The sequence below is a fragment of the Enterobacter mori LMG 25706 genome (genome assembly GCF_000211415.1).
Taxonomy (GTDB): domain Bacteria; phylum Pseudomonadota; class Gammaproteobacteria; order Enterobacterales; family Enterobacteriaceae; genus Enterobacter; species Enterobacter mori.
This window is the reverse complement of the sequence record NZ_GL890775.1, coordinates 509614-529209: the sequence shown is the minus strand read 5'-3', so window position 1 is coordinate 529209 and position 19596 is coordinate 509614. Positions and strand designations below refer to the sequence as shown.

General features: G+C 57.7%; 18 protein-coding genes. 8 read left to right on the top strand and 10 right to left on the bottom strand.

All coding sequences use genetic code 11. From position 1 onward, the window contains the following. Positions 1–31: 31 nt before the first annotated feature. From hutH to hutI, 5 genes are all read right to left on the bottom strand, one after another. Positions 32–1552: a histidine ammonia-lyase gene (gene hutH, locus ENTMO_RS0107560; protein ID WP_010428807.1), complete on the bottom strand. Its 1521-nt coding sequence runs from the start codon at positions 1550–1552 to the stop codon at positions 32–34. Then, the gene (gene hutU, locus ENTMO_RS0107555; RefSeq protein WP_010428803.1) at positions 1552–3237 is read right to left on the bottom strand and encodes a urocanate hydratase; all 1686 of its coding nucleotides are present in this window, start codon (positions 3235–3237) and stop codon (positions 1552–1554) included. The genes hutH and hutU overlap by 1 nt, the downstream gene beginning before the upstream one ends. 127 nt (positions 3238–3364) lie before the next feature. Further along, a complete protein-coding gene (locus ENTMO_RS0107550) occupies positions 3365–4099 on the bottom strand; it encodes a histidine utilization repressor (RefSeq protein WP_029485009.1) in 735 nt (244 codons plus the stop codon). Between the two features lie 19 nt (positions 4100–4118). Next, positions 4119–5057 carry a formimidoylglutamase gene (gene hutG, locus ENTMO_RS0107545; protein ID WP_010428797.1) on the bottom strand — a complete coding sequence of 313 codons (939 nt, stop codon included), beginning with the start codon at positions 5055–5057 and terminating at the stop codon, positions 4119–4121. After that, the gene (gene hutI / locus ENTMO_RS0107540) at positions 5054–6277 is read right to left on the bottom strand and encodes an imidazolonepropionase (RefSeq protein ID WP_010428794.1); all 1224 of its coding nucleotides are present in this window, start codon (positions 6275–6277) and stop codon (positions 5054–5056) included. The genes hutG and hutI overlap by 4 nt, the downstream gene beginning before the upstream one ends. Positions 6278–6515: 238 nt before the next feature. Between hutI and ENTMO_RS0107535 the strand changes: the two genes are divergently transcribed. Further along, complete coding sequence (locus ENTMO_RS0107535) at positions 6516–7784, top strand: putative acyl-CoA thioester hydrolase (RefSeq protein WP_411326753.1); 1269 nt, start codon at positions 6516–6518, stop codon at positions 7782–7784. Positions 7785–7871: 87 nt separating this feature from the next. Here ENTMO_RS0107535 and pgl read toward each other — a convergent pair whose 3' ends face one another. Next, positions 7872–8867, bottom strand: a complete 996-nt coding sequence (gene pgl / locus ENTMO_RS0107530; protein WP_010428790.1) for a 6-phosphogluconolactonase — start codon at positions 8865–8867, stop codon at positions 7872–7874. Positions 8868–9007: 140 nt separating this feature from the next. Between pgl and ENTMO_RS0107525 the strand changes: the two genes are divergently transcribed. Beyond that, the gene (locus tag ENTMO_RS0107525; protein ID WP_010428787.1) at positions 9008–9826 is read left to right on the top strand and encodes a pyridoxal phosphatase; all 819 of its coding nucleotides are present in this window, start codon (positions 9008–9010) and stop codon (positions 9824–9826) included. On the opposite strand, the gene modC is transcribed toward ENTMO_RS0107525, so the two are convergent. The 4 genes from modC to ENTMO_RS0107505 all read right to left on the bottom strand — a co-directional run bounded on the left by modC (position 9827) and on the right by ENTMO_RS0107505 (position 12677). Further along, positions 9827–10885 carry a molybdenum ABC transporter ATP-binding protein ModC gene (modC, locus tag ENTMO_RS0107520; protein ID WP_010428785.1) on the bottom strand — a complete coding sequence of 353 codons (1059 nt, stop codon included), beginning with the start codon at positions 10883–10885 and terminating at the stop codon, positions 9827–9829. It lies immediately after the preceding gene. 2 nt (positions 10886–10887) lie between these two features. Then, on the bottom strand, positions 10888–11577 hold the full coding sequence (gene modB, locus ENTMO_RS0107515; protein WP_010428783.1) for a molybdate ABC transporter permease subunit: 690 nt from the start codon (positions 11575–11577) through the stop codon (positions 10888–10890). Continuing rightward, positions 11577–12350 carry a molybdate ABC transporter substrate-binding protein gene (gene modA, locus ENTMO_RS0107510; RefSeq protein WP_010428781.1) on the bottom strand — a complete coding sequence of 258 codons (774 nt, stop codon included), beginning with the start codon at positions 12348–12350 and terminating at the stop codon, positions 11577–11579. Before modA ends, modB begins: the two co-directional genes overlap by 1 nt. Positions 12351–12527: 177 nt before the next feature. Continuing rightward, positions 12528–12677, bottom strand: coding sequence for an AcrZ family multidrug efflux pump-associated protein (locus ENTMO_RS0107505; RefSeq protein WP_008501118.1), 150 nt, complete (start codon positions 12675–12677; stop codon positions 12528–12530). 127 nt (positions 12678–12804) lie between these two features. On the opposite strand from ENTMO_RS0107505, the gene modE reads away from it, so the two are divergent. From modE to galM, 6 genes are all read left to right on the top strand, one after another. Further along, positions 12805–13593, top strand: a complete 789-nt coding sequence (gene modE, locus ENTMO_RS0107500) for a molybdenum-dependent transcriptional regulator (RefSeq protein ID WP_010428778.1) — start codon at positions 12805–12807, stop codon at positions 13591–13593. 67 nt (positions 13594–13660) lie between these two features. Then, on the top strand, positions 13661–15133 hold the full coding sequence (modF, locus tag ENTMO_RS0107495; protein ID WP_010428777.1) for a molybdate ABC transporter ATP-binding protein ModF: 1473 nt from the start codon (positions 13661–13663) through the stop codon (positions 15131–15133). 201 nt (positions 15134–15334) lie between these two features. Next, positions 15335–16351 carry a UDP-glucose 4-epimerase GalE gene (gene galE / locus ENTMO_RS0107490; RefSeq protein WP_010428771.1) on the top strand — a complete coding sequence of 339 codons (1017 nt, stop codon included), beginning with the start codon at positions 15335–15337 and terminating at the stop codon, positions 16349–16351. Positions 16352–16360: 9 nt separating this feature from the next. Beyond that, the gene (galT, locus tag ENTMO_RS0107485; protein WP_010428766.1) at positions 16361–17407 is read left to right on the top strand and encodes a galactose-1-phosphate uridylyltransferase; all 1047 of its coding nucleotides are present in this window, start codon (positions 16361–16363) and stop codon (positions 17405–17407) included. Between the two features lie 3 nt (positions 17408–17410). Further along, positions 17411–18559, top strand: a complete 1149-nt coding sequence (galK, locus tag ENTMO_RS0107480; RefSeq protein WP_010428763.1) for a galactokinase — start codon at positions 17411–17413, stop codon at positions 18557–18559. Beyond that, positions 18553–19596, top strand: a complete 1044-nt coding sequence (gene galM / locus ENTMO_RS0107475) for a galactose-1-epimerase (RefSeq protein WP_010428761.1) — start codon at positions 18553–18555, stop codon at positions 19594–19596. The genes galK and galM overlap by 7 nt, the downstream gene beginning before the upstream one ends.

The following is a 19596-nucleotide window of genomic DNA, read 5'->3' as shown; positions in this document are numbered from 1 at the left end:
CCTGTGGGAGAGGGTTAGGGTGAGGGGAAAATCACAGCACCGAAGGTAGCAGACCTACAAGCCTTCCCTCTTCCAGAAGCTGCATCGCCTTATCAATATCCGGCGCAAAGAAGCGGTCGTCATCGTAATGCGTAACGTGCTCGCGCAGCGCATGACGCGCCTGCTCCAGCAGCGGGCTGGATTTTAGACCTTCTCGCAGATCGATACCCTGACTTGCCGCCAGCCATTCCACCGCCAGCACGCCGCGGGTGTTGGAGGCCATTTCCCAGAGACGACGCCCGGCAGCCGGTGCCATCGAGACATGATCTTCCTGGTTCGCTGACGTTGGCAGGCTGTCCACGCTGTGCGGGTGCGACAGCGCTTTGTTCTCGCTTGCCAGCGCTGCGGCCGTCACCTGGGCAATCATAAAGCCCGAGTTGACCCCGCCGTTACGCACCAGGAACGGTGGCAGCTGGGACATATGTTTATCCATCATCAGCGCAATGCGGCGCTCAGACAACGCGCCGACTTCGGCAATCGCAAGGGCGATATTATCCGCCGCCATCGCAACCGGCTCGGCGTGGAAGTTGCCTCCGGAAATAACCTCGTTTTCCCCGGCAAACACCAGCGGGTTATCGGACACCGCGTTGGCTTCGACCAGCAGCACCTCTGCCGCCTGGCGCAGCTGCGTCAGGCACGCGCCCATCACCTGCGGCTGGCAGCGCAGGGAATACGGATCCTGCACCTTTTCGCAGTTATGGTGTGAATCGGCAATTTCGCTGGTATCGGTAAGCACGTGACGGTACATCGCGGCGGCATCAATCTGCCCGCGCTGACCGCGCACCTCGTGGATGCGGGCATCGAACGGACGACGCGAGCCCAGCACGGCTTCAGTGGTCAGCGCACCGCACACCACCGCCGAGGCAAACAGATCTTCCGCTTCAAACAGGCCGCGCAGCGCGAAAGCGGTTGATGCCTGGGTGCCGTTCAGCAGCGCCAGCCCCTCTTTCGCCGCCAGCGTAATGGGCGTTAATCCGGCTTTTTTCAGCGCCTCTTTCGCAGGAAGCCACTCGCCCTGCCAGCGCGCTTTGCCTTCACCCAGCAGCAGCAGCGACATGTGCGCCAGCGGCGCGAGATCGCCAGATGCCCCAACTGAGCCTTTCGCCGGGATCCACGGATAGACTTCCGCATTGACCAGCGCCATCAGCGCCTGAATGACGCTCAGGCGAATGCCGGAGAAACCGCGCGCCAGGCTGTTAATTTTGAGCACCATCATCAGACGGACAATTTCATCGTCCAGCGGCTGACCCACGCCCGCCGCATGCGACAGCACCAGCGAGCGCTGTAAGTTTTCCAGATCGTGTGTCGCGATGCGGGTCTGTGCCAGCAGCCCAAAGCCGGTGTTAATCCCGTAGGCGGTGCGCCCTTCGGCAACAATCGCCTCCACGCAGGCCACGCTGTCGTTAATGGCCGCGTGCGCGCTGTCATCCAGCGAGAGCGTAACCGGCTGGCGCCAGACGCTACGCAGCTGTTTGAGCGTCAGCGAGCCGGGAGTGAGTGTTAATGCATTCATTATTGCTTTCCTTGTGTGGCAGGGATCATCGGCAGGTTCAGCCCCTGCTCTTTGGCACAGTCAATGGCAATCTCATAACCCGCATCCGCGTGACGCATCACGCCGGTGGCCGGATCGTTGTGCAGCACGCGAGCGATACGCGCGGCGGCTTCGTCAGTTCCGTCACAGACTATGACCATCCCGGAATGCTGGGAGAAGCCCATCCCAACGCCGCCGCCGTGGTGCAGCGACACCCAGGTCGCGCCGCTGGCGGTATTCAGCAGGGCGTTCAGCAATGGCCAGTCGGAGACCGCATCCGAACCGTCGCGCATGGCTTCGGTTTCGCGGTTCGGGCTGGCGACGGAGCCGGAGTCCAGATGGTCGCGGCCAATGACAATCGGCGCGGAGACTTCACCGCTGCGCACCATTTCGTTAAAGGCGAGGCCGAGTTTTTGCCGCCACTCCAGCCCTACCCAGCAGATACGCGCCGGCAGGCCCTGGAAGTTAATGCGCTCGCGAGCCATGTCCAGCCAGCGATGCAGGTGTTCGTCGTCGGCGACGATCTCCTTCACTTTGGCGTCGGTTCTGTAGATGTCCTCCGGGTCGCCGGACAAGGCAACCCAGCGGAACGGACCGATGCCGCGGCAGAACAGCGGGCGGATATAGGCCGGAACGAATCCCGGGAAGTCGAAGGCGTTGCTTACGCCCATCTCTTTCGCCATCTGGCGGATGTTGTTGCCGTAATCAAAGGTCGGAATGCCCATCTGGCTAAAGGCCAGCATCGCGGAAACGTGTTCCGCCATGGCGCGTTTAGCCGCAAGTACTGTGCCTTCCGGGTCGGTTTCTGCTTTCTGCTGATATTCTTCCCACGTCCAGTCTTTTGGCAGGTAACCGTGCAGCGGGTCATGGGCGCTGGTCTGGTCGGTGACCAGATCCGGGCGCACGCCGCGGGCGACGAGCTGCGGGAGAATATCCGCCGCGTTGCCGCACAGGGCAATCGACACCGCTTTGCCTTCGGAGGTGTATTTTTTGATGCGTGCCAGCGCGTCGTCCAGATCGGTTGCCTGTTCATCGACGTAACGGGTACGCAGACGGAAATCAGTGCGGCTCTGCTGGCGCTCAATGTTCAGTGAGCACGCACCGGCAAGCGGGGCAGCCAGCGGCTGCGCGCCGCCCATGCCGCCGAGACCCGCGGTCAATACCCAGCGGCCTTTCAGCGAGCCGTTATAGTGCTGGCGACCGGCTTCCACGAAGGTTTCGTATGTGCCCTGCACAATCCCCTGGCTGCCGATGTAGATCCAGCTCCCGGCGGTCATCTGGCCATACATCGCCAGCCCTTTCGCATCAAGCTCGTTGAAGTGTTCCCAGGTGGCCCAGTGCGGCACCAGGTTAGAGTTGGCAATCAGCACGCGCGGCGCGTTTTTGTGGGTTTTAAATACGCCAACCGGCTTGCCGGACTGCACCAGCAGAGTTTCGTCAGTTTCAAGGTTGGTGAGGGACTCGACAATGGCGTCATAGCACTCCCAGTTGCGCGCGGCGCGGCCAATGCCGCCGTAGACCACCAGCTCGTGGGGATTTTCCGCTACCTCAGGATCAAGGTTGTTCATTAACATGCGCAGCGGTGCTTCGGTGAGCCAGCTTTTGGCGGTAAGCGTGGTGCCGCGCGGCGCGCGAACGTCCTGCTGGCGGTATTTACCTGACGACATTGTGTGCTCCTCATACGGGACAGATGATGCATTAAGATATACTTGTATAGACAAGCACACACAAGGTCGGATTTAACAAAAAAGATACAATTTTGTTATATTGCGTTAGCGATCACGCTTATAAAACTTATGACATAAAGTGGCCCTGCAGCCGGTAACGGTTACCGGGAAACAGCAGTCTGGCATGCGACACAATCTGCGAGGATGACCAGGTGCGGCGGCGAATAAGCAGGCAAGGATCGTGCTCTTTGATTCGCAACAACTCACACTCCTGCGGCGTGGCGCGAACCGCCTCCACAATGTGCTCCCCTTCCGTCAGCGGGGCGACGAGCGAGAGATATGCATGCGGCGTGGTGTGGGTGTAATCCTGATTCAGATAGTCCGGGATCCGTTCAGCGTTCACGCAGCGATCTTCAATCTGCACCGGAATGTCGTTCTCAAAATGCACCATCACCGAATGGAAAATGCGGCTTCCCTCTTTCACATTCAGCTCTACGGCCTGCTCGGCGCTGGCCTGAGTCTCTTCGAGCACCAGCACCTCACAGCGGTGCTGGTGATTTCGCGAGGTTATCTCATCGGCAATACTGCGGATCTCAAACAGGGCTGACTGCCCTTTTGGTTCCGCCACAAACGTCCCCACGCCCTGAAGGCGTACCAGAAGCCCTTCGTCGGTCAGTTCACGCAGCGCCCGGTTGACGGTCATGCGGCTAAAACCAAACTGGGCCACCAGATCGGCCTCCGAGGGAATGCGGTCGTGCGGCCGCCAGACGCCGGTGGCAATTTTTTCGCTAATGGCCTGCTTCACCTTTTCGTAGAAAGGCGCGGGAGGGCTCGAGGGCGGCAGAGGTGAGCGTGAAAACATCGTGACTCCTTGAATAGTGTTATGCCCACCAGTGAGCAATTTGCCAGGCCAGACGGGCGGCAAGCTTTGCGCCCTGCCCATCGCGGTCGTACTGCGGGTTAAATTCTACCAGATCGGCGGCCTGCAGTTTCCCACTACAGCAGATGCGTTCGATGACCGGCATAAGATCCAGCGCCGGTATGCCCAGTGCCGCAGGGGCCGAGACGGCGGGCATTTCTCCAGCAGGGAGAACGTCCAGGTCAATCGTGAGATAAACGCGATCGGCCTGCGCCAGCACCTTTTCCAGTATAGAGAGCGCATCACGCCTGAAATGCAGATCCTCCACCAGCGTGACGTTAAGACGTTCCGCCTCATCCCACAGCGCCAGCGTGTTCGCCGCCCGGCTCACGCCAAAGCAGGCGTACTGAAATTCCCGCCCGCGCTCATCGCAGTAATTCGCCAGCTGGCGAAACGGCGTGCCTGACGTGGCCTGATCGGCTTTGCGCAGATCGAGATGGGCATCAAGGTTGATAATGGCAACCCGCGCGTCCGGGAAAGCGTCCAGCACGCCGCGGCCGTGTGCCCACGCGGTTTCATGCCCGCCGCCGAACACCAGCGTGCGCATCCCGGACTGCTGGCATTGCACCACCGCATCGCTTAATGCCCGCTGCGCGGCTTCTAGATCTGTGCCCTCGAGATAAATTGAGCCCATATCCACAAGCCGCTCATGTCCCTGATGGCTTGCCATGTTCGCGAGCGCCCGGCGAAGTGTATCGGGTGCCAGCACCGCGCCGGGTCTGCCGTGATTGCGCTTCACCCCTTCATCACATTCAAAACCTATCAGGCCAATGCCTGAAGGTGCAGGTGAAAACGCTTCACGTTGCTGAATAGTCTGGAAAATGCGTTTTGCATGAGTGGCTTCAGCGCTATCATCGCGCCCCTGCCAGATCTGCGGTGATGTGGACCGCCACAGTGTCATCGTGTTTTCCCCCGGAAGATGCGTTGATACAAAGGATTACGTCCCGGTTCATAAACCATTTCTACCGGATTTTTTGCATCCCAGACGATAAAATCCGCCACGTATCCGGCCTTTAATTGCCCGTGCGTGGCGCCGCGCCCCAGCGCCTGCGCCGCGTGTCGCGTTACGCCAGCCCAGGCCTCTTCCGGCGTGAGGCCGAACTGGACGCAGGCCATGTTCATCGCCAGGTGCAGGCTGGCGAACGGGCTGGTGCCGGGGTTGTAGTCGGTGGCGACGGCCATCGGGACTCCCTGTTTTCTGAGCTGTTCAACCGGCGGACGCTGACGCTCCTGAAGGAAATAGAACGCACCCGGCAACAGGACGGCAACCGTGCCGCTTTCCGCCATCGCCTGTACGCCTGCGTCATCGAGATACTCAATGTGATCGGCAGAAAGCCCCTTGTATCGGCTGACCAGCGCCGCGCCGCCCTGATTCGACAGCTGCTCGACGTGCCCTTTCACCGGGATACCGAGTGCGGTAGCAGCCTGGAAGAGACGCTCGGTTTGCGACGGGGTAAAGCCGACGTTTTCACAAAACACATCGACTGCTTCATATAACTCTTTTTGCCACAGCGTGGGCAGGATCTGCTCGCAGACCAGTGTGAGGTACGCATCCGGATCCTGCCGGTATTCCGCCGGAACCGCATGGGCCGCCAGCAGCGTTGGGCTGATATCAATTGGATTATTGAGGCTCAGCTGGCGCGCGACCTGCAGCATCTTCTCTTCGGCCTCGGCGTTTAGCCCGTATCCCGATTTGATTTCAACCGTCGTCACACCTTCATTCATCAGACGCTGGAGCCGCTGTTGCGCCAGTTCTAGCAGGGTTTCCGGCGAGCTGCTGCGCGTCGCCGTCACGGTGGCGTTAATCCCGCCCCCCTGCGCGCTGATGGCCTGGTAAGAGACACCGTTCAGACGCTGCTCCCACTCCGCCGCGCGGTCGCCGCCAAACACCAGATGGGTATGGCAGTCAATCAGACCTGGCGTGACCAGACGTCCCTGAAGATCGACGCTGTGAGGGTGTCCGGAAGGCAGTTCAGACTCGGGAACAACGGCCAGAAGGGTTTGGCCCCTGACCACCAGAGCGTGTTGTTCTTTCAGGCCATAAGGTTCCGGCTCACCAGCAACCATTGTTGCCAGCCGCGCATTTCGCCATATCACATCGTCGGGATGAAGCTGCTGCATGGGGATTCCACTTGTCATGGGTTGTATAGACATTTATTTTCATCTGCTGTCTGGTGTCAACCGCATTCATGGAAAATGTTATTTATTTGTGATGACTTCCCCGCCCCCTGAGGGTAAAAACGCAACTTTTACCCTTTTTATCTTCCCGTTTCGCTCAACTTAGTATAAAAAAGCAGGCTATTTCGTCTATCCCGTTAAGACTTGCATACCCAGGAGCTTCACCTTGAACATTTCCAGGATGTCCCGTCTGGCGTTAGCACTTGCCTTTGGCGTGACTTTATCCGCTTGCAGCTCAACCCCGCCGGATCAGCGACCTTCTGAGCAGGTTGCGCCGGGGACATCATCTCGTCCGATCCTGTCCGCCGATGAAGCGAAAAACTTCACCCAGGCGCGTTACTTCACGGCGATGGATCCCAATGCCGCACCGTGGACGCCGTCTTCTATTACCCTGCCAAAACAGCCAAACTTCGTTGTGGGGCCGGCTGGGGCGCAGGGCGTGACCCATACCTCTATCCAGGCGGCAGTTGACGCGGCTATCACTAAACACAGCGCATCGCGTCAGTATATCGCGATCCTGCCAGGTGAATATGAAGGTACCGTTTACGTACCAGCGGCGCCGGGCAGCATTACGATTTATGGTCTGGGCGAAAAAGCGCTCGACGTGAAAATTGGCCTGGCGATTGATTCCGAAATCGACACCACAACCTGGCGTCACCTTGTGAACCCGGCCGGTAAATACATGCCGGGTAAACCTGCGTGGTATATGTTTGATAACTGCCAGAGCAAGCGCGCCGCCACCATTGGCGTGATGTGCTCAGCGGTGGTCTGGTCGCAGAATAACGGTCTGCAATTGCAGAACCTGACCATTCAAAATACCCTGGGTGACAGCGTTGACGCGGGTAATCATCAGGCCGTGGCTCTGCGCAGCGATGGCGACAAGGTACAGATTAACAACGTGAATATTCTGGGTCGCCAGAACACCTTCTTTGTGACCAATAGCGGTGTGCAGAACACCCTCCAAAATAACCGCCTGACCCGTACTCTGGTGACCAACAGCTACGTTGAAGGCGACGTGGATCTGGTCTCTGGTCGTGGCGCAGTGGTGTTTGATAACACCGACTTCCGCGTGGTGAACTCGCGTACGCAGCAGGAAGGTTATGTGTTTGCGCCAGCGACACAGTCAAACCTCTTCTACGGCTTCCTGGCGGTGAACAGCCGTTTCACTGCTGCAGGTGACAACGTTGCACAGTTGGGTCGCTCTCTGGATGTGGACTCTGCCACTAACGGCCAGGTTGTTATCCGTGACAGCGTGATCAACGAAGGCTTCAACATCGCCAAACCGTGGGCGGACGCGGCCATCTCCAAACGTCCGTTCTCCGGCACCACCGGGACGGTGGACGATAAAGGCATCGTGCAGCGCAATCTGAACGACGCTAGCTTCAACCGCATGTGGGAATACAACAACCGCGGTGTGGGTAGCAAAGTGGTTGCTGAACAGAAGCAGTAAGATGTTTTGCCGGGTGGCGGCTTCGCCTTACCCGGCCTACAGAGATAAAAAAACCTCGCATTCGCGAGGTTTTTTGTTTTTAGCCGCTTAGTGAGCGTTTACCACTACCCACATTGGCCCCTGGCCGACGGCATAACGCCCTTTCTCTTCCAGCAGCCCCTGCTCGCCTTTGATTTCATACAGCGCGATATGGTGGGATTTCTGCCCCGCCGCAATCAGGTATTTGCCGCTGTGATCGATATTAAAGCCGCGCGGCTGGGTTTCCGTTGGCTGGAAGCCCTCAATCGCCAACACGCTGCCATCTTCAGAGACGCTAAAGACGGTAATCAGACTGGAGGTACGATCACACGCGTACAGATGACGACCATCCGGCGTAATGTGGATATCGGCCGCCCAGCGGGTGTCGGAGAAGTCAGACGGCATCATATCCAGCGTTTGTACGCACTCAATCTGACCGTGTGGATCTTTCAATTCCCACACGTCTACTGAGCTGTTCAGTTCGTTAACCACATACGCATATTGCTGATTCGGGTGGAAGACCATATGGCGCGGACCCGCGCCTTCTACGGTCGTCACTTCGGCAGGGTTTTGTGCCACCAGATGCCCAGCATCGCTCAGGGTAAACAGGCAGATGCGATCCTGCTTCAGGGCAGGCACCCACAGCGTACGGTTGTCCGGGGAGATATTCGCCGAGTGGCAGCCTTCCAGCCCTTCCACCACCTCAACGGTATCCACCGGAATACCATCCTCAAGACGGGTCACGCTGACGCAGCCCGCATTATAGGAACCGCTGAAGATGAAGCGCCCTTTGCGATCGGTAGAGATATGGGTAGGACTACCCGGCAGCGGTGCTTCGGCGGTGTAGGTCAGTGCGCCATCATCGGGGGAGATACGGTACGCCAGCACGCGGAACTCGGGGCGCACGCCAACATAGAGAAAACGTTTATCCGGGCTGACGACCATTGGCTGTACTTGCCCCGGAACATCAACAACCTGAACCAGCGTGAGCGAACCTTCTGCATTCAAACGCCAGACATGGATCTGCTGACTTTCAGGACTGGCGGTATAAACGGTTTGTTTCATGAATACTCCTTTCCTCACTGCACGTGAAAGTGATTATTTTTAACGGTGAATGCTGAATTTTAGCCAGGAATTTTGCAGCGATTTACTCTCGGTGTAACATCCCCTGAGACCTAAAATTCAACATTAACCCGGAAGAACAAATGACCTCGCGTGTGATTGCACTGGATTTAGACGGAACATTACTTACCCCTCAGAAAACCCTGCTCCCCTCTTCTCTTGAAGCGCTTAAGCGCGTGCAGGAAGTGGGATATCAACTCCTTATCGTAACGGGTCGACATCACGTTGCCATTCATCCTTTTTATCAGGCACTGGCGTTAGATACACCTGCAATTTGTTGTAACGGCACCTATTTGTATGATTATCATGCAAAAAAGGTTTTGGCATCCGATCCGCTGCCGGTTCCTCAGGCGCTGCAATTAATTGATCTGCTGGATGAGCACGCCATTCACGGCCTGATGTACGTGGATAACGCTATGATGTACGAGCGCCCGACCGGCCATGTGGTACGCACCAGCAACTGGGCGCTTTCCCTGCCAGAAGCGCAGCGCCCCGTCTTTACGCAGGTTTCCTCTCTGCGTCAGGCGGCACAGGACGTTGAGGCTATCTGGAAATTCGCCCTGACGGATGAAGACACCACCAAACTGAATGCGTTCGCGAAGCACGTCGAGGAGACGCTGGGTCTGGAGTGCGAATGGTCCTGGCACGATCAGGTGGATATTGCCCGCAAAGGTAACAGCAAAGGCAAACGCCTGACGCAGTTTGTGGAATCTCAGGGCTGGTCGATGCAGGATGTGATCGCCTTTGGCGATAACTACAACGACATCAGCATGCTGGAAGCCGCAGGAACGGGCGTGGCGATGGGCAATGCCGACGACGCGGTCAAAGCGCGCGCTAACGTGGTGATCGGCGATAACACCACCGACAGCATCGCGCAGTACATTTATACCCACCTGCTGTAATCAGGCGGTGATCGAGACGCTCTTGATTTGCGCGTAAAGCCACAGGCCGGGCTTGATGCCTAACTCATCCCTGGCCCACGGGCTGATGCGCGCCCAGAGAGTCCTGCTGCCAACCTCAAGCTTCACTTCCACCTGCCCGTTATCGTCAAAACACTCGGCCACTTTGGCGCGCAGAATATTTCGGATACTGGTTTGCAGCGGCGGCTGCAGCACCAGCGAGACGTCCGACGCCGGGATGCGAATTCTCAGCGCGGACTGTAACGGTTTGTCGATCTTATTGACCCAAAGATGCTGATCGCCCAGCGCCAGCGCAGTCATCGCGTAGTGCGGATGGTGTTCCAGTACGCTCACTTTCAGGATGCTGCTCTGCTGCTCTTTCGGGAGCCACGGGTGCATCACGCTGCTACCCCACACCTCTTCCAGGCTGCCGAAGGCCTTCACGCTGCCCTCTTCCAGCACCAGCACCTTGTCTGCCAGATGCAAAAGCTCATCCAGGGAATGGCTCACGTAGAGCATCGGAATATTGATTTCCCGCGCCAGACGTTGCAGATACGGCAGCAGCTCACGCTTGCGTGGGATATCCAGCGAAGCCAGCGGTTCGTCCAGCAGCAGCAGCTCCGGCGCGGTCAAAATGGCACGCCCTATCGCCACTCGCTGCTTCTCTCCGCCCGAGAGCGAGGAAGGTAGCCTGTCCAGCAGCGGTTCAATGCCTAACAGAGCCACCAGCTTATCAAACTGCGTAGCCATGCTTTTCGCCATGCCGTAGCGCAAGTTGCCGCGCACGCTGTAGTGCGGGAATAGTCGCGCATCCTGAAAAACGTAACCAATGCGGCGTTTGTCCGGAGAGAGGTAGACCTTACGTTCTACGTCATTTAGAACGCGGTTATTCAGGACAATACGCCCGGACTGCGGGCGCGTCAGGCCGCTGATGGCATTAATCAGCGACGTTTTCCCCGCACCGGAAACACCAAATATGGCGGTAATGCCGCTAGCCGGTAGCGTCTCGTTAAGCGTCAGGGTATGGTTTCCCAGCGTCTGGGTGAAATTGAGTTCAAGCATGCTTATTTCCCCATTCGCTCGCGGCTAAGCCGGGCCAGCCATTCAGATACCAGTAGAGAAGCCAGCGCCAGAACTATCGAGATGATGCACAAACGCGCCGCCGCTCCCTCACCGCCAGGGGTTTGAATCAGGGTATACATTGCGGACGGGATGGTTCGCGTTTCGCCGGGAATGTTCGAGACAAAAGTGATGGTCGCGCCGAACTCGCCGAGCGAACGGGCAAACGCGAGCACCGTTCCGACAATAATTCCCGGCAGCGTGAGCGGAAGCGTGATGGTAAAGAAGACGCGTAAACGTCCGGCTCCCAGCGTGCGTGCCGCCTGTTCGAGCTTCATGTCCACGCCTTCAAGCGCGAGGCGGATAGCCCTCACCATCAGCGGGAATGACATCACCGCCGCCGCCAGCACCGCGCCGCGCCAGCTAAAAGCAAACGTCAGCCCAAACCAGTCGTAGAGCTTCTCGCCGATAAAACCGCGTCGCCCCATCGAGACGAGCAGAAGATAACCGACCACCACGGGTGGTAACACAAGGGGAAGATGAAGAACGCTATCAAGCAGGGCTTTGCCCGGAAACCGGGTGCGAACCAGTAACCAGGCAAAGAAGATCCCAAAGGGCAAACTCAGCGCAACCGCGAGGGAAGAGACTTTAAGGCTCAGCAGCACAGCCTGCCATTCAGGATCGGTCAATATCATCAGTGAGTCGTAAATCCATAACGTTTAAAGATCGCAGACGCCTCTGGCCCCTTCAGATAGTCATAGAAGGCCGTCACGGTCGCATTTTTATGTCCATCAACAATCGCAACAGGATATTCCACTTTCTTGTGCGAGTCTTCCGGGAACGTACCAACCACTTTCACCCCTTTGCTGGCAACGGCATCAGAGCCATAAACGATCCCCAGCGGGGCCTCGTTACGCTCTACCAGCGCCAGCGCGCCGCGAACATCCTCCGCCGGGGCCAGTTTCGGAGACAGGCTTTCCCACGCACCCAGCTTTTGCAGCGCTTCTTTGGCGTAAATCCCGGCAGGCACATGTTCCGGATCGCCCACCGCCAGACGCCCCCCGTTCAGCAAGCGGGTCCAGTCGGTCGCCTTGTTGATGGTGAGATCGCCCTGAGCGCTGGCTTTCGGCGCCACGACCACCAGGCTATTCCCCAGCAGCGTTTCGCGGGTTGCTGTATCAATCGATTTTTTCTCAGCCGCGTAGTCCATCCACTTCTGGTCGGCAGAGATGAACAGATCGGCAGGTGCACCCGCTTCGATCTGGCGCGCCAGCGTCGAAGAGGAAGCAAACGACGAGATCACATCAACGTTCTTCTCTTTTTTATACTCAGCGGCGATGTCCTGCATCGCATTGGTCAGCGAGGCGGCCGCAAACACCGTAATTTTCCCCTCTTCAGCCAGCGCATGCCCGGTAAGAGAAAGCGTCAGCGTTGCCCCTGCAAAAAGGCGTACCCATGTACGTGCCATCTGTAGCTCCTGTCATCATCGTTATATACATATTAATATAACGGTATCGTCAGGGAGATCCCAGCGTTAAATGGTACCGATTAATGAGTAAACGGCCTGTTGCTAAGAAAGATATCGGCGATGGAAAGAAATACTTGAGAGCAAAACGCCCGGGTTAACCGGGCGTTTTGGAGGGAATCAATGCTGCTTTTTTGCCTGGTCTCGGTGACCAATGTTCGAAAAGACGTTGAACACTTCACCCAGGCCGTAGATGGCACCGAGGATGATGGCCATCACTACTGGTACCATGATTACCGCGAATACCAGACTTTTCAACAACTCTAACATGGTTTTCTCCAGTTATTGTGAACGGCTTATTCTACCCTTTCAAGTGAGAAAAACATCCCCTTTTGTGCGGTGCACTTTGCGCCCTGCGCCATTTGGGTCACAATACACTTTTTGCCAGGACACTGTTATGCAGGCCGAAATTCTCCTCACCTTACGACTTCAGCAAAAGCTTTTTGCCGACCCGCGACGTATCGCCCTGCTTAAACAAATAGAACAAACAGGCTCGATTAGCCAGGGTGCCAAAAACGCGGGCATCAGCTACAAAAGCGCCTGGGATGCCATCAATGAGATGAACACCCTGAGCGAGCAAACGCTGGTTGACCGTGCAACAGGCGGCAAAGGCGGCGGTGGAGCCGTCCTGACGCGTTACGGTCAGCGTCTGATCCAGCTCTACGATCTCCTGGCGCAGATCCAGCAAAAAGCCTTCGATGTACTGAGCGATGATGACAACGTCCCGCTGGACAGTCTGCTGGCCGCCATTTCACGTTTTTCACTGCAGACCAGCGCCCGCAATCAGTGGTTTGGCAAGGTCACGGCTCGCGACGACGCCCAGGTGCAGCAGCATATCGACATCCTGCTTGCGGATGGGACTACTCGTCTGAAAGCCGCGATCACCGCGCAGAGCGGGCAGCGCCTTGGTCTGGACGAAGGCAAAGAGGTACTGGTGCTGCTCAAAGCGCCGTGGGTCAGCATTACGCGCAACCCGGAGCAGGCCAGTGGTGCAGATAACCAGCTGGAGGGCACCATCAGCCATATCGAACGCGGCGAAGAACAGTGCGAAGTACTGATGACGCTGCCGGATGGGCAATCTCTCTGCGCGACGCTCCCCGCTGCGGAGGCGAACGGTTTAGAAGAAGGTGCTGTCGTTACCGCATATTTCAACGCTGACCGGGTGATTATCGCCACATTGTGCTGAGTGCATTGACAATCGCGCCGACAGCCAGTATCCCTGACATCTATCGCTGCAAAAAATGGGATACATCATGTCATCATTGCATATTTCGCAAGGCACGTTTCGTCTTAGCGATACCCGAACGCTGACCCTTCCTGATTTAACGCTGCGCGCAGGCGAAAGCTGGGCGTTTGTGGGAACCAACGGCAGCGGCAAATCAGCGCTGGCGCGAGCTCTGGCCGGAGAGCTAACCCAGCTTAAAGGCGAACGCCAGAACACCTTCACCCGCCTGACGCGCCTGTCGTTTGAACAGCTCCAGAAGCTGGTGAGCGATGAGTGGCAGCGCAACAACACCGACCTGCTCAGCCCGGGTGAAGATGATACCGGTCGCACCACAGCAGAAATTATTCAGGACGAGGTCAAAAACCCAGAGCGCTGCCAACAGCTGGCGGAGCAGTTTGGCATTTCCGCCCTGCTGAACCGGCGCTTCAAATACCTTTCCACCGGCGAGACGCGCAAAACGCTGCTGTGCCAGGCATTGATGAGCCAGCCGGAACTGCTGATTCTGGATGAGCCGTTCGACGGGCTGGATGTGCACTCCCGTGCCCAGCTGGCCGCCCTGTTAGGAACGCTTAATCAGGATGGTTACACCATCGTACTGGTGCTTAACCGCTTTGATGAAATTCCGGATTTCGTGCAGAACGCGGGCGTACTGGCAGACTGCAATCTGGCCGAAACCGGGGAAAAATCCGCATTGCTCAGGCAGGCGCTGATTGCTCAGCTAGCGCACAGCGAAAAACTGGACGGTATCGCGCTTCCGGAGCCCGACGCCCCGGCGGCACGCCACGGCCTCGATCCCCACCAGCCCCTTATCGTTCTGCGCGACGGCGTGGTCTCCTATGACGATCGACCGATCCTGAACCACCTTAGCTGGACGGTTAATCCCGCCGAACACTGGCAGATTGTCGGCCCTAACGGCGCGGGGAAATCGACGCTGCTGAGCCTGGTAACCGGCGATCACCCGCAGGGCTACAGCAACGATCTGACGCTGTTTGGCCGACGTCGCGGCAGCGGTGAAACCATCTGGGATATCAAAAAGCACATTGGCTACGTCAGCAGCAGCCTGCATCTGGATTACCGCGTCAGTACCACGGTGCGCAACGCGATCCTCTCCGGGTATTTTGACTCCATCGGCATTTATCAGGCGGTGTCGGACAGACAGCACAAGCTGGTTCAGCAGTGGCTGGATATTCTGGGCATGGACAGCCGGGTTGCTGACGCGCCGTTCCATAGCCTGTCGTGGGGACAGCAGCGCCTGGCACTCATTGTTCGCGCGCTGGTAAAACACCCGACGCTGTTGATTCTCGACGAACCGCTTCAGGGGCTGGATCCGCTAAACCGCCAGCTGGTCCGTCGCTTTGTCGATATCCTCATTAGTGAGGGCGAAACGCAATTGCTGTTCGTTTCACACCATGCCGAAGATGCGCCCTCCTGTATCACGCATCGCCTTGAGTTTGTCCCCGACGGCGAGCGCTATCGCTACCTTCTCAGCAAAATCGATTAATCGTGGAGGGCACTGCCCTCCGCTTTTTCAGATAACTTGCATCAATACATCGCTATCCCTTTGATCTAGAATGTCATCAGTCATTGAAAAAGCGAGTGTAAAACTGAGTGTAAACGATTCCACTATTTTATCCCATGTCACACTTTTCGCGTCTCTGTTATGCTATGGTTATTACATACCATAAGCCCAATGGAGCGAATTATGCGAGTTCTGGTAACAGGTGGTAGCGGTTACATAGGAAGTCATACCTGTGTGCAGCTGCTGCAAAATGGTCACGATGTGATCGTCCTCGATAACCTGTGCAATAGTAAGCGCAGCGTGCTGCCGGTGATTGAACGTCTTGGTGGAAAACAGCCGACCTTCGTGGAAGGCGACATCCGCAACGAAGCGCTGATGACCGAGATCCTTCACGACCACGCCATCGAAGCCGTGATCCACTTCGCGGGTCTGAAAGCCGTCGGTGAATCCGTTGCGAAACCGCTTGAGGATTACGATAACAACGTCAACGGTACCCTGCGTCTCATCTCCGCCATGCGCGCAGCGAACGTCAAAAACTTTATCTTTAGCTCCTCCGCCACCGTCTACGGCGATCAGCCCAAAATCCCTTACGTTGAAAGCTTCCCGACCGGCACCCCGCAAAGCCCGTACGGCAAAAGCAAGCTGATGGTGGAGCAGATCCTGACCGACCTGCAAAAAGCACAGCCGGAGTGGAGCATCGCGCTACTGCGTTACTTCAACCCGGTCGGCGCGCATCCGTCGGGAGATATGGGTGAAGATCCGCAGGGCATCCCGAATAACCTGATGCCGTACATCGCTCAGGTCGCCGTAGGCCGCCGCGACTCGCTGGCGATTTTTGGCAAGGACTACCCTACCGAAGACGGCACCGGCGTGCGTGACTACATCCACGTGATGGATCTGGCAGACGGCCACGTGGCGGCGATGCAGCAGCTGGCTGACAAACCGGGCGTGCATATTTACAACCTCGGCGCCGGAGTCGGCAGCAGCGTGCTGGACGTGGTTAACGCCTTCAGCAAAGCCTGCGGTAAGCCAGTGAGCTACCACTTCGCCCCGCGTCGTGATGGCGACCTGCCTGCTTATTGGGCCGATGCCACCAAAGCCGATAAAGAGCTTAACTGGCGTGTTACCCGCACGCTTGATGAAATGGCACAGGATACCTGGCACTGGCAGTCACGCCATCCGCAGGGCTATCCGGACTAAGGATCCGTCATGACGCAATTTAATCCCGTCGATCACCCGCATCGTCGTTTTAACCCGCTAAGCGGGCAATGGATTTTGGTCTCTCCGCATCGCGCCAAGCGCCCCTGGCAGGGGGCGCAGGAGACGCCTGCAAAACAGACGCTGCCACAGCACGACCCGGACTGCTTCCTCTGTCCGGGCAACACGCGCGTCACCGGGGATAAAAACCCGGACTACAAAGGCACCTTCGTGTTCACCAACGATTTTGCCGCCCTGATGACCGACACCCCGGACGCGCCGGAAAGCCACGATTCGCTGATGCGCTGCGAAAGCGCGCGCGGGACCAGCCGCGTGATCTGCTTCTCGCCCGATCACAGCAAAACGCTGCCGGAGCTGAGCGTGGACGCACTGAAAGAGGTGGTCAGCACCTGGCAGGCGCAAACCGCAGAGCTGGGGCAGAGCTATCCGTGGGTGCAGGTGTTTGAAAACAAAGGCGCGGCGATGGGTTGCTCTAACCCGCACCCGCACGGCCAGATCTGGGCGAACAGCTTCCTGCCCAACGAAGCCGAGCGTGAAGACCGTCTGCAGAAAGCATATTACTCGGAAAACGGTTCCCCGATGCTGGTGGATTACACGCAGCGCGAGCTGGCCGACGGCAGCCGCACCGTGGTGGAAACCGAACATTGGCTGGCCGTTGTCCCTTACTGGGCCGCGTGGCCGTTTGAAACGCTGCTGCTGCCGAAAGCGCACGTGAAGCGCATTACCGATCTCAGCGAGGCGCAGCGTGACGACCTTGCCCTGGCGCTGAAAAAGCTGACCAGCCGTTACGACAACCTCTTCCAGTGCTCCTTCCCGTACTCCATGGGCTGGCACGGCGCCCCGTTTAACGGCGAAGAGAATCAACACTGGCAGCTCCACGCCCATTTCTATCCGCCGCTGCTGCGCTCTGCGACGGTGCGTAAATTTATGGTGGGCTATGAAATGCTGGCGGAAACCCAGCGTGACCTGACGGCGGAACAGGCGGCAGAACGTCTGTGTGCCGTTAGCGACGTCCATTATCGCGAATCAGGAGTCTAAAAAATGAGTCTGAAAGATAAAACACAATCCCTGTTTGCTGAGAAATTTGGCTACCCTGCCACCCACGTTATCCAGGCGCCTGGCCGCGTTAACCTGATCGGTGAACACACCGACTATAACGACGGTTTCGTGCTGCCGTGCGCCATCGATTACCAGACCGTCATCAGCTGCGCGAAGCGCGACGACCGTAAAGTCCGCGTGATTGCGGCAGATTACGGTAATGAGACGGACGAATTTTCCCTCGATGCCCCGATTGTGACGCACGACAGCCAGCAGTGGTCTAATTACGTGCGCGGCGTGGTGAAGCATCTGCAGAAGCGTAACAAAAACGTTGGCGGTGCGGATTTAGTGATCAGCGGCAACGTGCCGCAGGGTGGGGGCTTAAGCTCCTCTGCGTCTTTGGAAGTCGCCGTGGGAACCGTGTTCCAGCAGCTTTATCATCTGCCGCTGGATGGCGCGCAAATCGCCCTGAACGGTCAGGAAGCGGAAAACCAGTTCGTGGGCTGTAACTGCGGCATCATGGACCAGCTGATCTCCGCGCTGGGCAAAAAAGAGCACGCTCTGCTGATCGACTGCCGTTCGCTTGGCACCAAAGCCGTTCCCCTGCCAAAAGGCGCGGCCGTGGTGATTATCAACAGCAACTTCAAACGCACGCTGGTGGGCAGCGAGTACAACGCCCGCCGCGAGCAGTGCGAAACCGGCGCCCGCTTCTTCCAGCAGCCAGCCCTGCGCGACGTCACGCTCAATGAATTTAACAAAGTGGCGCATGAGCTGGATCCGATTGTCGCCAAACGCGTTCGTCACGTGCTGACGGAAAATGCCCGTACCGTTGAAGCCGCGTCCGCACTGGCGAAAGGCGATCTGAAACGCATGGGTGAGCTGATGGCGGAATCTCACGCCTCCATGCGCGATGATTTTGAAATCACCGTTCCGCAGATCGACACCCTGGTGGACATCGTCAAAGCCACCATAGGCGACAAAGGCGGCGTGCGCATGACGGGCGGCGGTTTTGGCGGCTGCATCGTTGCGCTGGTGCCTGAAGAGCTGGTCCCTGCCGTACAGGACGCCGTGGCGAAGCAGTACGAAGCAAAAACGGGTATCAAAGAAACCTTCTATGTTTGTAAAGCATCACAAGGAGCCGGACAGTGCTAAACGAAACACCCACCCTTGCACCGGATGGTCTGCCGTATCGCCTGTTAACCCTGCGCAACAGCGCGGGGATGGTCGTTACGCTGATGGACTGGGGTGCAACCCTTCTTTCTGCCCGCGTACCGATGCCGGACGGCAGCGTACGCGAGACTCTGCTCGGCTGCGCCTCGCCTGAGCAGTATATTAATCAGTCCGCCTATCTGGGCGCGTCCGTTGGGCGCTATGCTAACCGTATCGCGAAGAGCCGTTTTGAACTCGACGGTGTGCAGTACACCCTGCTGCCAAGCCAGGGTGAGAACCAGCTGCACGGCGGACCGGACGGATTTGATAAACGCCGCTGGAAGATTGTTCGTCAAAACGACGGGGAAGTGCTGCTCTCGCTGGATTCACCTGATGGCGATCAGGGCTTCCCGGGGAACCTTATCGCTTCTGCGCGCTTTACGCTGACCGACGACAACCGTATCGCCATTGAATACCGTGCGACGATCGACAAGCCGTGTCCGGTTAACCTGACTAACCATGCATACTTCAACCTGGACGGTAACCAGTGCGACGTGCGTAACCACAGGCTACAGATCCTGGCGGATGAATATCTGCCGGTTGATGAGATGGGTATTCCTTATCAGGGGCTGAAAGAGGTGAGCGGGACCAGCTTTGACTTCCGCAGCGTGAAAACTATCGCCCAGGATTTCCTGAGCGATGACGATCAGCGCAAGGTGAAAGGTTACGACCACGCTTTCCTGCTGCAGGCCAAAGGTGATGTGAAACAACCTGCCGCACAGGTCTGGTCTGCGGATGAGAAACTGCAGATGACGGTCTACACCACCGCCCCTGCCCTGCAGTTCTATTCAGGCAACTACCTCGGCGGCACGACGGCGCGCGAGCACGAGGAGTACAGCGACTGGCAAGGGCTGGCGCTGGAAAGCGAGTTCCTGCCCGACAGCCCGAATCATCCGGAATGGTCGCAGCCGGACTGCGTGCTGCGCCCCGGCGAAGAGTACGTTAGCGTCACAGAGTATCATTTCACTCCGCGCGCTTAA

What these genes read in the sequence shown, in the direction of transcription:
- hutU (WP_010428803.1), bottom strand. Translation starts at nt 3,237, where the DNA reads ATGTCGTCAGGTAAATACCGCCAGCAGGACGTTCGCGCGCCGCGCGGC.
- ENTMO_RS0107550 (WP_029485009.1), bottom strand. Translation starts at nt 4,099, where the DNA reads ATGTTTTCACGCTCACCTCTGCCGCCCTCGAGCCCTCCCGCGCCTTTC.
- modB (WP_010428783.1), bottom strand. Translation starts at nt 11,577, where the DNA reads ATGATATTGACCGATCCTGAATGGCAGGCTGTGCTGCTGAGCCTTAAA.
- modE (WP_010428778.1), top strand. Translation starts at nt 12,805, where the DNA reads ATGCAGGCCGAAATTCTCCTCACCTTACGACTTCAGCAAAAGCTTTTT.
- modA (WP_010428781.1), bottom strand. Translation starts at nt 12,350, where the DNA reads ATGGCACGTACATGGGTACGCCTTTTTGCAGGGGCAACGCTGACGCTT.
- ENTMO_RS0107535 (WP_411326753.1), top strand. Translation starts at nt 6,516, where the DNA reads ATGTCCCGTCTGGCGTTAGCACTTGCCTTTGGCGTGACTTTATCCGCT.
- ENTMO_RS0107505 (WP_008501118.1), bottom strand. Translation starts at nt 12,677, where the DNA reads ATGTTAGAGTTGTTGAAAAGTCTGGTATTCGCGGTAATCATGGTACCA.
- galK (WP_010428763.1), top strand. Translation starts at nt 17,411, where the DNA reads ATGAGTCTGAAAGATAAAACACAATCCCTGTTTGCTGAGAAATTTGGC.
- hutI (WP_010428794.1), bottom strand. Translation starts at nt 6,277, where the DNA reads ATGCAGCAGCTTCATCCCGACGATGTGATATGGCGAAATGCGCGGCTG.
- galT (WP_010428766.1), top strand. Translation starts at nt 16,361, where the DNA reads ATGACGCAATTTAATCCCGTCGATCACCCGCATCGTCGTTTTAACCCG.
- modF (WP_010428777.1), top strand. Translation starts at nt 13,661, where the DNA reads ATGTCATCATTGCATATTTCGCAAGGCACGTTTCGTCTTAGCGATACC.
- galE (WP_010428771.1), top strand. Translation starts at nt 15,335, where the DNA reads ATGCGAGTTCTGGTAACAGGTGGTAGCGGTTACATAGGAAGTCATACC.
- modC (WP_010428785.1), bottom strand. Translation starts at nt 10,885, where the DNA reads ATGCTTGAACTCAATTTCACCCAGACGCTGGGAAACCATACCCTGACG.
- hutG (WP_010428797.1), bottom strand. Translation starts at nt 5,057, where the DNA reads ATGACACTGTGGCGGTCCACATCACCGCAGATCTGGCAGGGGCGCGAT.
- ENTMO_RS0107525 (WP_010428787.1), top strand. Translation starts at nt 9,008, where the DNA reads ATGACCTCGCGTGTGATTGCACTGGATTTAGACGGAACATTACTTACC.
- pgl (WP_010428790.1), bottom strand. Translation starts at nt 8,867, where the DNA reads ATGAAACAAACCGTTTATACCGCCAGTCCTGAAAGTCAGCAGATCCAT.
- hutH (WP_010428807.1), bottom strand. Translation starts at nt 1,552, where the DNA reads ATGAATGCATTAACACTCACTCCCGGCTCGCTGACGCTCAAACAGCTG.